This is a genomic window from Bradyrhizobium sp. SZCCHNRI2009 (assembly GCF_032485115.1).
Classification (GTDB): Bacteria; Pseudomonadota; Alphaproteobacteria; order Rhizobiales; family Xanthobacteraceae; genus Bradyrhizobium.
This window is the reverse complement of the sequence record NZ_JAUEUH010000005.1, coordinates 349,130-361,958: the sequence shown is the minus strand read 5'-3', so window position 1 is coordinate 361,958 and position 12,829 is coordinate 349,130. Positions and strand designations below refer to the sequence as shown.

The window sequence follows — 12,829 nt, the reverse complement described above, 5'->3', positions numbered from 1 at the left end:
GCTGATTGGCGCGCAGATCTGTTCGCCAACCCCATTCGCCATTGCCTTCCTACATCGGCCGGACTTCAACCACCTCGGGCACGAAGTGCTTCAGCAGGTTCTGGATGCCGTGCTGCAGGGTCGCGGTCGATGACGGGCAGCCCGAGCAGGCGCCCTTCATGTTGAGATAGACGATGCCGTCCTTGAAGCCGCGGAAGGTGATGTCGCCGCCGTCATTGGCTACGGCCGGACGGACGCGGCTCTCGATCAGGTCCTTGATCATGCCGACCGTCTCGGTGTCGGCCTCGTCGTAGAACTCGTCGTCCTCGTCGGCGGATTCGTCATTGGCGGCGCTGCCGTCGGCGAGCAGCGGCGCGCCCGACATGTAGTGCTCCATGATCGCGCCGAGGATCGCCGGCTTGAGGTGCTGCCACTCACCGTCGCTCTTGGTGACGGTGATGAAATCGGCGCCGTAGAACACGCCGCTGACGCCGTCGACGGCGAACAGGCGCTCGGCCAGCGGGGAGCGCGCGGCGGCGTCGCGGCTGCCGAACTCCATCGTGCCCGCGGGCAACACGACGCGGCCCGGGATGAACTTCAAGGTGGCGGGATTGGGGGTGGCTTCGGTCTGGATGAACATGGTTTTCTCCGGCAGCGCCGGTTCAAGGCCGGCCTGTGGTGTCCTCATAGCAGATGGCGCGAACGCGCGCACGATCAAGGGGGCATGGCCGGCGTTTCCGATCTAAGCCTATGAAAGAGCGTCGAGATCGGCGTCACCGAGATCGCCCGGCACGATCACCAGCGGGATCGGGAAGGCACCGCTCGTCTTGGTGACATGGGTGACCAGCGGGCCGGGGCCCTCGGGGCCGGAATGGGCGGCGAGCACCAGCAGCGCGATGTCGCTGTCGTGCTCGATCGTCTCCAGGATCTGCGCCGTCGGCTCACCTTCGCGGATCACCCGTTCCGGCGCGGTCACATCGATCGCCGACAGTAGCGCCGCGGCCTGGTCGAGCTCGGCATGGGCCTGCTCCTGCGCCTCGGCCCGCATCAGATCGGCGACCCCCAGCCATTGCTGGTTCTGGTCCTCCGTCTCGATGACGTGCAGCATGACGATACGGCCGCCGGAACGGACCGCCCAGCGGCCGGCATAGCGGACCGCGCGGTCCCACTCCTCGCTGTCGTCGACCACGACCAGGCATTTCGGCGCATGGCCGGTCTGGTAGCTCTGCCGCTGCGCCGCCATCGCGTTCCCGCCTGCTGCTGCGAGTCGATCCGGCCGCGATGCTGCCACAGCCCATCTCCGTTGGGGAGAGGGCTGCGGGTTCCATCGCGCCCGCAATGACAGCGGTGGTGCGGCTTCTAGTAGCGAGGATGTCGCTTCGCTCATCCGGGCTACGGCCGCAAGGCCGACTTCGGAGCTCGCGCCGTGCTGCTCTGGTCAGGGCTTGCGGATGAAGCCGACGATGTCCTTGGCCGTCTTCATGGTCTCCGCGGCGATGGCCTGGGCGCGGTCGGCGCCGTCGACCAGCACGGACTCGACGTAGCCGGGATCGGCGGTCAGGCGCTTCATTTCCGCGGCGATCGGCCCGAGCTTGGTGACGCACAGCTCGACCAGCGCGTTCTTGAAGCTGGAGAACTGGCCGCCGCCGAAATCCCTGAGCACATCGGCCTTGCTGCGGTCCGACAGCGCGGCGTAGATGCCGACGAGGTTGTCGGCCTCGGGACGTGCGTCCAGCCCCTTTTCCTCGGTCGGCAGCGGCTCCGGATCGGTCTTGGCCTTGCGGACCTTCTGCGCGATCGTATCGGCATCGTCAGTCAGGTTGATGCGCGAATAGTCCGAGGCATCGGACTTCGACATCTTCTTGGTACCGTCGCGCAGCGACATCACGCGCGTCGCGGGACCGGTGATGAGGGGTTCCGGAAGCGGGAAGAACAGGCCGTCGCCGAAGCCGTGGCTGCGGATCGAGTCGCCGTAGTCATTGTTGAACTTCTGCGCGATGTCGCGGGAGAGCTCGAGATGCTGCTTCTGGTCCTCGCCGACCGGAACATGGGTGGCGCGGTACAGCAGGATGTCGGCGGCCATCAGCACCGGATAGTCGTACAGACCGACCGATGCGTTCTCACGGTCCTTGCCGGCCTTCTCCTTGAACTGCGTCATGCGGTTCAGCCAGCCGATGCGCGCAACGCAGTTGAAGATCCAGGCGAGCTCGGCGTGCCCTGAGACCTGACTCTGGTTGAACACGATGTGCTTCTTCGGATCGATGCCGGCGGCGATGAAGGCGGCGGTGACCTCGCGGGTGTTGCGCGCGAGTTCGGCGGGGCCGCCCCAGACATCGATCGGCATCGTGATCGCGTGCATGTCGACGACGCAATAGATGCAGTTGTGCGTCTCCTGCATCTTCACGAAGTTGACGATCGCGCCGAGATAGTTGCCGAGATGCAGGTTGCCGGTCGGCTGGACGCCCGAGAAAACCCGTTCCACGAAGGCCATGGTCACTGTTCCGGATGAATGGATTTGGGGTCGTTTGGCACGTGCGCCTCAAAGGTGCAAGTCGCCGGCGGGCTTTTGCCGGATCGCCCTGACGGTTTCGCGCCAGCTTACGGCGCCCAGGGACAACAGAAGCACGCCGTAGAGGATGATGGCGCCGCTGATCAGGGCGGCGAGCAGGGCGGCCGCGCCGAGATGGCTGCTGCTCCACGTGCCGGCGAAGCGTCCGGCGACGGTCCAGAGGACCGCGCCCATGACCATCGCAGCCAACGTGATGCGCGGCAGCCGGCGCCGCGAGGCAGGGGGAAGCGCGAAACCGAAGCGCGTGGCGCCACGCCGGATCAGGACCGCCGCATTGGCCCAGGCACCGAGCGCGAGCCCTGCCGCGATGCCACTTGCCGCAAACAATTGTGCGAGCAGGAACGCCAGCGCGATCGCGACACCGCATCCGATCAACGTCGCGCGCAGCGGCGTCCGCGTGTCCTCGCGCGCGAAGAAGGCGGGCTGCAGCGCCTTGGTCAGCACCTGCGCCGGCAACGCTGCCGCGAGCCAGGTCAGCACCTGCGCCGTCGCGGCGGCATCGTCCGAACTGAATGCGCCATGTTCGAACAGCAAACGAATGATCGGCTCGTTCAGGATCATGAGTCCGAGCGTCGCAGGCAGCGCGAGCCCGATCGTCAGCTCGAGGCCGCGCGATTGCACCTCCGCCAGAGCCTCCTCGTTGCCCTCGTGCAGCGCGCGCGTCAACTCCGGTACCAGCACCGTGCCCATGGCAACGCCGACGAGCCCGAGCGGCAGCTCGATCAGGCGGTTGGCGAAATACAGCCACGACACCGCGGAAGGCGAGGTGGAGGCGATGACCGCGCCGCCGACCGCGAGCAATTGCGGGCCGGCGCTGGCGACCATGCCGGGCAGCGCCTTGGCGAAGAAGCCGCGCATTTCGCCATGGAAGGTGACGCGCACCGGCGAGGCGAGGGGGCCGTCGCGGCCTCGCCGCGCGAGCATCGCGAGCTGCAGCAGCCCGGCGACACCGATCGTGGCGGCGAGCAGCAGCGCGGCGCTTCCAGGGTCCGGATGTTGCATCAGCAGCACGATGGTCACGCTGATCAATGCCACGTTGAACAGCAGCGGGGCGAAGGCCGCGAGCGCAAAGCGTCGTTGCGCGCTGGACAGTGCGAGCAGCACCGTCGAGGGGCCGGCAAAGGCGAGATAGGGCAGCATCAGCCTGGCATCGTTGACGGCCAGGGTGAGCGTCTCTTCACCGGCGAAGCCCGGCGCGAGCACGGTCATCACGAACGGCATCAGCAGCGCCAGCACCAAGGTGGCGGCGAGCAGGCCGGCGCTGACGGTGCCGAGCACGCGGCCGGCAAAAGCTGCCGCATGTGTCCTACCAGACTGCTGGTATATTCGCAGCCAGGCCGGCACCAGGGCTGCATTGAGCGCGCCCTCCGTCAGCAATCGCCTGACGACGTTGACGAGCTGAAACGCCGCGAGAAATGCGTCCGCGACCGGACCGGCGCCGAGCAGCGCGGCCATCAGCGCATCCCGGACGAAGCCGAGCAGGCGCGAGGCCAGTGTTCCTGACAACACAGTCACGAATGAGCGGATCATCAGGCTTCTATAGCAGCGCCGCTTGTGATAGGCCGCAGCGTTTGCAAAACGCCGTAAACGGGGCCAGTGGATGACTGACGCGAAATACGATGTTCTCGGGATCGGCAACGCGATCTTCGACGTGCTGGTGCATGCCGATGAAGCCTTTCTCACCCGGCACGGCATGACCAAGGGCAGCATGGCGCTGATCGACGAGGCCCGCGCGGCCGCGATCTATGCCGATATGGGTCCGGCCACCGAGATGTCCGGCGGTTCGGGGGCCAACACCATCGCTGGCCTCGCCAGCCTGGGCGCGCGTGCCGCTTACGTGGGCAAGGTCAAGGACGACCAGATCGGCCGGATGTACCGGCATGATATCCGCGCCGCCGGCGTCACCTTCGATACCGTGCCCGCTGCCGACGGCCCGGCGACCGGCTGCTGTTACATCCTGGTGACGCCGGACGGCGAGCGCACCATGAACACCTATCTCGGCGCCGCGCAAAATCTCACCGCCGCGGACATCGATCCCGCGCAGATTGCGGCGGCGCGCATCATCTATCTCGAAGGTTATCTGTGGGACCCGAAGGACGCCAAGGATGCGTTCGTGAAGGCGGCGGCGATCGCGCATGACGCCGGACGCGAGGTCGCGCTGACCTTGTCGGATTCGTTCTGCGTCGATCGCTATCGCGAGGAGTTTCTCGACCTGATGCGCGGCGGCACCGTCGATCTCGTCTTCGCCAACGAGGCCGAGCTGCATTCGCTGTACCAGACCTCGGATTTCGACGGCGCGCTGAAGCAGCTGCGTGAGGACGCCACGCTCGGCATCGTCACCCGCAGCGAACAAGGCTGCGTCGTGGTGTCGAATGACGGCGTGATCTCGGTGCCGGCGCATCCGATCGAGAGCCTGGTCGATACTACCGGCGCGGGCGATCTGTTCGCCGCCGGCTTCCTGTTCGGGCTGGTGCGCAAGACCGGCTATGAGATGGCCGGCCGCCTCGGCGGCCTCGCCGCCGCCGAAGTGATCCAGCACATTGGTGCAAGGCCGCAGGTGTCGCTGAAGGAATTGGCGGCTCAGAACGGACTGAAGGTGTAGGTCGAAGCTGAGGTCACGCGTTCTTTTTCACCGGAGACACACAACTCTCTCCACCGTCATGGCCGGGCTTGACCCGGCCATCCACGTTTTATCGAGCTGCGGGACCGAAGACGTGGATGCCCGGGCCAAGCCCGGGCATGATGCCAACTAACTCATTCCGAGCTCACTCCGGTCAGTTGGCAATCTGATCACGCCGCCTTCTGTCCGCCCGCGGCATCGAGCCCGGCATAGACCCCGCGCTCGAAGCCTGCAAAGGTCTCCAGGCACAGCCGGTCGGCGAACGGCAGGAGCTGCATCAGGATCACGCCGGTGACGTCGCGCGCAGGATCGATCCAGTAGTAGGTGTTGGCGAGGCCGGCCCAGGCGAGGCTGCCGGCACTGCGGCCCTCCGGGGTCTGCGCCGTCGTGATCATGAAGCTCAAGCCCCATTTCTTGACGATGTCGGGATAGAGATCGACGTCGTTGGTCACGCCGGGCACCGCCGCGGCCATCTTCGTCATCTCGAGCTCGCCGATATGGTTGTCGCGCATCGCCGCGACCGTCTCGGGCTTGAGCACCTGGTTGCCGTTGCCGCGGCCATTGTTGAGGATCATCCGGGTGAAGCGGATGTAGTCGCCGGCCGTGCCGTAGAGCCCGCCGCCGCCCATGTGGAATTCCGGCTCCTGCTCGAGCTCGAACGGGATCGGCGCCAGGCTGCCGTCCTCGCCGCGGGCATGCATGCCGACCAGACGCGCGCGCTGCGACGGGCCGAGCTTGAAGCCGGTATCGTCCATGCCGAGCGGTGCGAACAGATGGTCGCGCAAGTACGCGTCGAGCTTCTGGCCGCTGGCGGCCTCGACCGCCTTGCCGACGAAATCGATGTTGATGCCGTATTCCCAGCGCGTGCCGGGATCGGAGGCGAGCGGCAATTTGAGAGCGTCGTTCTTGCAGGTGATGATGCCGGGCGTTCCGGCCTTCTGCACATAGGTGGCCATATCGCCGTTCCACATGTCGTAGCAGAAGCCGGCGGTGTGGGTCATCAGATGGCGCAGCGTGATCGCGGTCTTCGCCGGCCGCAGGATCGGCTCGCCATTGGCGTCGAAACCGTCGAGCACCTTGGGCGCGGCGAGGTCCGGCAGCACCGTGCCGATCGGCGCATCCAGCGACAACCGGCCCTGCTCGACCAGCTGCATCCCGGCCGCGCAGGTGATGGCCTTGGTCATCGAGGCGATCCAGAACACGCTGTCGGTGGTCATCGGGTCGTCGCGGCCGAGGTCGCGCTTGCCGAAGGCGCCTTCGTAGATGATGCCGTTGCTGTCAGCGGCAAAGGCGACGACGCCGGGAATCTCTCCCGCCTCCGCCTTCTGCCGCAGCACGCCGTCGATGTCGGTCTTGTTCTGCATGGTCTCCTCCGTTCCGTTCTTGATGACGGTAGGCGATTGTTTCTCGGGCCGGCCTGGGCAGCAAGGACCGCCGGTCTCACGGCCGGTCGCGATCTCGTGATGATGCGGCGCGAACGAAGCAGGCGGGGACAACAGCGCCGCGGAGGCCACAGCGCTTCAATTTCTCGCCAGAATCATGATTAGTTCCACTCAGTCGCGAGTCCGACACATGGGGGCCATGTTCCCACCACGGGCTTGCGACTGTTGTGAGTTGCAACCATTTTTGCATTAAAGGGTTGAAGAACCGGCTTTTTCGAGCCGATGGCATGGCTTTGGCGGCAATGTCCGCCGTTGGGGGCGATATGATTTCAACGTGGAGCGAGTGGAAGCGGTATCCCCGCCCGGGGCGCGGCGACAATATCGAGGCGCCGATCACGCCCGGCATCTACGAAGTGCGCATTGCGGCGACCGGAGCGCTGTATGCGTTCGGCGCGGTCGACAATGTGGCGCAGGCCCTGGCGCTGCTGCCCGTGGGGCAGAGATCATGGTTTGGCCGCCGTGATCCCGCCGCCTTGCCGGACCTGGAATACCGCACCTGCGCGACCTCGACCAAGGCCGACGCCAAGGCGGCGGCGGAGCGCATGATCGGCCGGCGCGAGACCTATATGAGCGGCGCGGCCTGATCCCGGGTCGGCTCGTCAGCATTCAGCATTTGGTGCCGTACAGGCACGGATCGCCGGATCGAATGTGCCGTTCAGGAGGCGCACGCGCCGTGCGCCGCCGCCGGGGCGTGGCTATATTCGGAGACGATCGCTCGCTTTCGAGGAGTAGCCCGATGACACCGCCCGCCGCCGCCCGTGCCTCCACTGCCGCCCCGAGCCTGCGTGACCGCCTGAAGGATCCGTCGCTGCTGCGTGAGCAGTGCTACATCGATGGTGCGTGGGTCGGTACGCCGGTGCTTCCGGTCAACAATCCGGCCACCGGCGCCGAGCTCGCCAAGGTCGCGCAGCTCGGTGCGGCGGAGACCACGCAAGCCGTCGAGGCCGCCGCGCGCGCGTTCCCGTCCTGGGCCCGGCTGACCGCCAAGCAGCGCTCCAATACCTTGCGCAAATGGTTCGAGCTGATCACGGCCAACCGCGAGGACCTCGCGCTGATCCTCACCTCCGAGCAGGGCAAGCCGCTGGCGGAGGCGCTCGGCGAGGTCGATATCGGCGCCGCCTATATCGAGTTCTTCGCCGAGGAGGCGCGTCGCGTCTATGGCGAGACCATCCCGACCCAGAAGCCGGATGCGCGCCTGCTGGCGCTGAAGCAGCCGATCGGCGTCTGCGGCGCCATCACGCCATGGAATTTCCCGAACTCGATGATCACCCGCAAGGTGTCGCCTGCGCTCGCCGCCGGCTGCACCGTGGTGCTGAAGCCGGCCAACGAGACGCCGCTGTCGGCGCTGGCGCTCGCCGTGCTGGCCGAACGCGCCGGGATTCCGGCGGGCGCGCTCAACATCGTCACCGGCGACGCGCCGCCGATCGGCAAAGTGCTGTGCGAGCATCCGTCGGTGCGCTTCATAGGCTTCACCGGCTCGACCGAGGTCGGCAAGATTCTCTATCGCCAGTCGGCCGGCACGGTGAAGAAGCTCGGGCTCGAGCTCGGCGGCAACGCGCCGTTCGTGGTGTTCGACGATGCCGATGTCGATGCGGCTGTCGAAGGCGCCATGGTCTCGAAATATCGCAACATGGGCCAGACCTGCGTCTGCGCCAATCGCCTCTATGCGCAGGACGGCATCTACGACGCCTTCGTCGCGAAGCTCGCCGCCAAGGTCGCGGCGATGAAGATCGGCGAGGGCACCGAGGCCGGCGTGACCCAGGGGCCGCTGATCAACGAAGAGGCGGTTGAGAAGGTCGAACGCCACATCGCCGACGCGGTCAAAGGCGGGGCGAAGGTCGTCACCGGCGGCAAGCGCCATGCGCTCGGCCGCACCTTCTTCGAGCCGACCGTACTTCGGGACGTCAAGGCCGACGCGCTGGTCGCGCATGAGGAGACGTTCGGCCCGCTCGCGCCCGTCATTCGCTTCAAGGACGAGGCCGATGTCATCGCGATGTGCAACGCCTCGCCGTTCGGCCTCGCGTCCTACTTCTATGCCCGCGATCTCGGCCGGGTCTGGCGCGTCGCGGAGGCGCTGGAATCAGGCATGGTCGGCGTCAACACCGGTCTGATCACCACCGAGGTCGCGCCGTTCGGCGGCGTCAAGGAGAGCGGCCTCGGGCGCGAAGGCTCGCATCACGGCATCGAGGAATACCTCGAGATCAAGTACGTGATGATGGCGGGCGTCTGAGCTCTGGACGCCTGGGCTCAGGCCGTCTTCGGCAGCTTGTCCACCGGCACCAGGTAGGACTTGTTGCCGACCTGGAAGATGACCTTGCCGCTCTTGCCGTCGGTCGTCGAGATCTGCGACTGACCGAACATGATGACGTTGTTGTAGACGATCCCCGTGCCCTGGCGCGTGACGCCGTTGGTCGTCACGCTGACCTGGGCCTCCTTGCCGCTGACGGACAGCACGCGAAAGCTCGCGCTCTGGCCGTTTTCGCCGGAGTAGCCGGCCCAGCTGCCGACCAGATTGCTCTCGTCGGCGGGAGGCGCCTGTTTCTCCAGCATCGCGGTGGCCTTGCCGCCGCCGGCCGAAAACAGCAGCACGGCGTTCTTGCCGTTCTTGGTGCCGAGCGTGACCGAGCCGAAGTCGATGGTCGAGCCGTTGACCTGGCCGATGCCGCGTTCGGTGCGGCCGTTATGGGTGTATTCCACCGTCGCGGCGGCGCCTCTGATGTTGACGACCTTGAAGCTCACGGCCTGGCCGTTGGCCGTCCAACTGCCCTTCCACTCGCCCAGCAGGTTGCTCTGGCGATAGACCCGCTCGTTGGCGGGCGAGATCTGGTTGGTGCTTTGGATGGCGACCATGTGTGCTTCCAAGGAGCTCGACTGCTCGTTTACCCCGTATGTCGGATCGTTGCAGAGTGTTGCTAACGAGGCGTAGGTCGAGAGGGTTAACGAACGGTGAACTGCGGCTACGAGCCGCCCGTTCCGCAGTGCGGCCCATCGTCTCAGCGTCTTCTGCGGCGATGGACATCACCACCGGATGAATGCGACGGCGCGAATCGCCACCGGGCTGCACGGGCGTAAGCGAGCCGCTTGCCCAGACGCGCCGGATCGTCGACCATGACGCGGCGAACCACGACCTCTCAATGTGCGAGCTCACCATGACCGCAGCCTTCACGCGCGTCGGTGTCGGCCAGCTTCCGGACGCGGATGCGCGCCGCCTCGATGCGGACGGTTATCTGCTGCTGCGCGGCGCGATTCCGGCGGACTGGCTCCCGCCGCTGCGCGATGCGTTCGAGGCGGGCACGCTGCCATCCGAGCAATGGCCGGTGCCGCGCGGCCGCGACTGGCGCCACGCGATGGTCGATCTCGATGCCACGGTGCAGCGCGCCTGCCGGCTGCCGGTGATGCTCGCGGCCGTGTCTCACATTCTCAAGGCGCCGTTCTTCCTCGGCCAAGTCGAGGGCCGCGAGCCGCTCGCCGATGGCGGCCAGCAGCCGTTGCATCGCGACGGCGTCGACCGGTTCCGTACCGACGCCGTCTCGGCGCTCGCCTTTCTCGATCCGTTCGGCCCCGACAACGGCGCGACGCGGGTGGCGCCGGGCACGCATCGCCGCGACACGGATGATGCGCAGGCTGCCCCGTTGGTCACGACAGGCGAAGCCGGCGACATCCTGCTGTTCGACGTCAACCTGCTGCACGGCGCGACCCGCAACCGCAGCGGCGCCCGCCGCCGCTCGCTGCTGATCACCTACGCCACCTCGGTGCAGCTCGACGCGTGGCGACGGACCCGCGCCTTGCGTGCGGTGCGCATGGACCAGGACGAAATCTTCGGCGCGGAGTAGCCGCGCCATCCGCGCAGCTTTCAACCTTCCAGCCCAAATCCTGCAGAGGAGGACGCTCATGAGGCTGTACGATTCCGCGACGGCACCAAGCCCGCGCCGCGTACGTATCTTCCTTGCGGAGAAGGGCCTCACGATTCCCACCGTTCAGCTCGACCTGCGCGCCGGCGAGCAGTTCCGGCCGGAATTTCGCGCGCTGAACCCGCAATGCACGGTGCCGGTCCTGCAGCTCGACAGCGGCGCTGCGATCACCGACATCATCGCGATCTGCCGCTACCTCGAGGAGCTGCATCCTGAGCCGGCCCTGATGGGGCGCAGTGCGGAGGAACGCGCGCTGATCGAATGCTGGATGCGGCGGATCGAATGGGATGGCAATCTACGCCATCCAGGAAGCGTTCCGGAACAGTGCGCCAGGGTTGGAGAGCCGCGCTCTGCCCGGCCCGTTGCCGCTCGAGCAGATTCCGGCGCTTGCCGAGCGGGGGCGTCTCCGCGCCGCGCACTACTTCGCGTGGCTCGATGCGCGGCTGGCCGATCATGCCTTCGTCGGCGGACCCGACTTCACCATTGCCGACATCAGCGCCATGGTGACGGTGGATTTCGCGGTCCGCGCCAAGCTCGATCCACCGGATCACCTCCACCATCTCGCGCGGTGGTATGGTGTAGTTTCGAGCCGTCCCAGTGCGAAGGCTTGATATGATGAGCCTCGGTCGTCACTCCGTCCTGCTCGACCTCGACGGCACTCTCATCGACTCCCAGCCCGGCATCGCCGCGAGCGCCCTAGTGGCGTTGCGCGCGCTCGGGCATGCACCGGACGACACGCTCGATATCCGCAGTGTCATCGGGCCGCCGCTGCAGGACATGTTGCGGGCGCTGCTGCAGGCGTATGACGACGATCGGGTCGACGAAGCGGTGACCGCCTATCGCCAGCATTACGGCGAGAGCGGACTGTTCGGCAGTGAACTCTATGCCGGCATCCGGGACGCGCTGCACGAGATGCATGGCGCGGGGGTGCGGCTCTATCTCGCGACATCCAAACGGGAGGTGTTTGCGCGCCGCATCCTCGAGCATCTCGATCTCGCGTCGCTGTTCGACGCCATCCACGGCTCGGTGCCGTCAGGTCTGCTGGACCACAAGCCGGAGCTGCTCGCGCATATTCTCACCGAGCGGAATATCGCACCCTCCGACGCGATCATGGTTGGTGACCGCCGCCACGACATTGCCGGCGCCCATGCCGTCAGGATGCGCAGCCTCGGCGTGCTCTGGGGCTATGGCAGCCGCGACGAGCTCGAGTTGGCCGGCGCCGACCGCCTCGTGGAATGTCCGGCCGATCTCGCGCGCACCGTGCTGTCGATGCTGAGGGTCTAGCTCGATCACAACCTCCTGTGTTCGCGACACCCCGATCGGTTCGCGCGTCAACCTTGCACCGGAACCGGAAAGCCGCGAATATTCGCGGCAGGTCAGTTGTCATCACGGGACTATCACACACATGCAGTTCGACGACGTCATCCTCGGCCGCCGCAGCATCCGCGGCTACAAGCCCGATCCGGTGCCGCGGGCGCTGATCGAGGAGATCATCGGGCTTGCGATGCGCGCGCCGTCGTCGATGAACAGCCAGCCCTGGAATTTCTACGTCATCACCGGCGAGCCGCTGAACCGCATCCGCGCCGGCAATACCGAGCGGATGGTCGCCGGCGTCCCGCAGTCGCGTGAATTCCGTATCGGCCAGCCCTTCGCGGGCGCGCATCGCGAGCGCCAGGTGCAGGTCGCCAAGCAGTTGTTCTCCGCCATGGGCATCGCGCGCGACGACAAGGACAAGCGACAGGACTGGGTGCTGCGCGGCTTCCGCCAGTTCGACGCACCGGTCTGCATCATCGTGACCTATGATCGTGCGCTCGATGGCAGCGACGACACGCCGTTCGACTGCGGCGCCGTCACCAATGCGCTGGTCAACGCCGCCTGGTCGCGCGGCCTCGGCGCCGTCATCAACAGCCAGGGCATCATGCAATCGCCCGTGGTGCGCGAGCACGCCGGCATCGCCGACGACCAGGTCATCATGAAGAGCATCGCGCTGGGCTGGCCCGATCACGATTTCCCCGCCAATGCCGTGGTGTCGGAGCGGAAGCCGGTGAAGGAAGCGACGGTGTTCGTGGGGTTCGAGGACTAGACGGGCATCTCGGGGACCGCAGGGAACGACAGACGTCGTGGCTTCGATAGCTCGAAAAATCACAGATGCCTTATTGGATCAGACGGATACTTCTCAAGTCTGGAGAGCTCGTTACCGAGAAGGAGCTCCGTCGCGATGAAAATTATTGCGAAGGTATCTCGCCGGTCGTCGGAGAGGTTCTGACCGCGCACTGTCGCGGGCGGACATTCCGCGCGGAAGTCGTCT

13 protein-coding genes and 1 pseudogene are annotated in these 12,829 nt (G+C 66.4%); 8 read left to right on the top strand and 6 right to left on the bottom strand.

Going from position 1 to position 12,829, the window contains the following annotated elements:
• Positions 1 to 49 precede the first annotated feature (49 nt).
• From QX041_RS20000 to murJ, 4 genes are all read right to left on the bottom strand, one after another.
• Positions 50 to 619 (bottom strand): NifU family protein, encoded by a 570-nt coding sequence (locus QX041_RS20000; RefSeq protein WP_315716940.1) that lies wholly within the window; start codon positions 617 to 619, stop codon positions 50 to 52.
• A 108-nt stretch (positions 620 to 727) separates the two neighbouring features.
• Positions 728 to 1,222, bottom strand: coding sequence for a universal stress protein (locus QX041_RS19995; RefSeq protein ID WP_316166347.1), 495 nt, complete (start codon positions 1,220 to 1,222; stop codon positions 728 to 730).
• 195 nt (positions 1,223 to 1,417) lie between these two features.
• Positions 1,418 to 2,470 (bottom strand): tryptophan--tRNA ligase, encoded by a 1,053-nt coding sequence (gene trpS / locus QX041_RS19990; RefSeq protein ID WP_316166346.1) that lies wholly within the window; start codon positions 2,468 to 2,470, stop codon positions 1,418 to 1,420.
• Between the two features lie 48 nt (positions 2,471 to 2,518).
• Positions 2,519 to 4,078: a murein biosynthesis integral membrane protein MurJ gene (gene murJ / locus QX041_RS19985; protein ID WP_315716943.1), complete on the bottom strand. Its 1,560-nt coding sequence runs from the start codon at positions 4,076 to 4,078 to the stop codon at positions 2,519 to 2,521.
• Positions 4,079 to 4,148: 70 nt separating this feature from the next.
• Here murJ and QX041_RS19980 point away from each other — a divergent pair, with 70 nt between their 5' ends.
• Positions 4,149 to 5,150, top strand: a complete 1,002-nt coding sequence (locus tag QX041_RS19980) for an adenosine kinase (RefSeq protein ID WP_315751792.1) — start codon at positions 4,149 to 4,151, stop codon at positions 5,148 to 5,150.
• Positions 5,151 to 5,338: 188 nt separating this feature from the next.
• Here QX041_RS19980 and QX041_RS19975 read toward each other — a convergent pair whose 3' ends face one another.
• Entirely contained in the window at positions 5,339 to 6,532 is a 1,194-nt protein-coding gene (locus QX041_RS19975) for a serine hydrolase domain-containing protein (RefSeq protein ID WP_315751793.1), read from the bottom strand.
• Positions 6,533 to 6,873: 341 nt separating this feature from the next.
• On the opposite strand from QX041_RS19975, the gene QX041_RS19970 reads away from it, so the two are divergent.
• Both QX041_RS19970 and QX041_RS19965 read left to right on the top strand, forming a co-directional pair.
• Positions 6,874 to 7,194 carry a hypothetical protein gene (locus QX041_RS19970; RefSeq protein WP_316166463.1) on the top strand — a complete coding sequence of 107 codons (321 nt, stop codon included), beginning with the start codon at positions 6,874 to 6,876 and terminating at the stop codon, positions 7,192 to 7,194.
• A 152-nt stretch (positions 7,195 to 7,346) separates the two neighbouring features.
• Complete coding sequence (locus QX041_RS19965; protein WP_315825644.1) at positions 7,347 to 8,840, top strand: NAD-dependent succinate-semialdehyde dehydrogenase; 1,494 nt, start codon at positions 7,347 to 7,349, stop codon at positions 8,838 to 8,840.
• Between the two features lie 17 nt (positions 8,841 to 8,857).
• On the opposite strand, the gene QX041_RS19960 is transcribed toward QX041_RS19965, so the two are convergent.
• Positions 8,858 to 9,460, bottom strand: a complete 603-nt coding sequence (locus QX041_RS19960) for a hypothetical protein (RefSeq protein WP_315825643.1) — start codon at positions 9,458 to 9,460, stop codon at positions 8,858 to 8,860.
• 299 nt (positions 9,461 to 9,759) lie between these two features.
• Between QX041_RS19960 and QX041_RS19955 the strand changes: the two genes are divergently transcribed.
• From QX041_RS19955 to QX041_RS19935, 5 genes and pseudogenes are all read left to right on the top strand, one after another.
• Positions 9,760 to 10,443 carry a phytanoyl-CoA dioxygenase family protein gene (locus tag QX041_RS19955; RefSeq protein WP_315825642.1) on the top strand — a complete coding sequence of 228 codons (684 nt, stop codon included), beginning with the start codon at positions 9,760 to 9,762 and terminating at the stop codon, positions 10,441 to 10,443.
• Positions 10,444 to 10,501: 58 nt separating this feature from the next.
• Positions 10,502 to 10,681, top strand: a pseudogene (locus tag QX041_RS19950) (glutathione S-transferase N-terminal domain-containing protein); the annotation flags it as partial.
• A gap of 127 nt (positions 10,682 to 10,808) precedes the next feature.
• Positions 10,809 to 11,132, top strand: coding sequence for a glutathione S-transferase C-terminal domain-containing protein (locus QX041_RS19945; RefSeq protein ID WP_316166345.1), 324 nt, complete (start codon positions 10,809 to 10,811; stop codon positions 11,130 to 11,132).
• Positions 11,133 to 11,136: 4 nt separating this feature from the next.
• Positions 11,137 to 11,805: an HAD hydrolase-like protein gene (locus QX041_RS19940; RefSeq protein WP_316166344.1), complete on the top strand. Its 669-nt coding sequence runs from the start codon at positions 11,137 to 11,139 to the stop codon at positions 11,803 to 11,805.
• A 121-nt stretch (positions 11,806 to 11,926) separates the two neighbouring features.
• Entirely contained in the window at positions 11,927 to 12,604 is a 678-nt protein-coding gene (locus QX041_RS19935) for a nitroreductase (RefSeq protein WP_315751798.1), read from the top strand.
• The last annotated feature ends 225 nt before the right edge of the window (positions 12,605 to 12,829 follow it).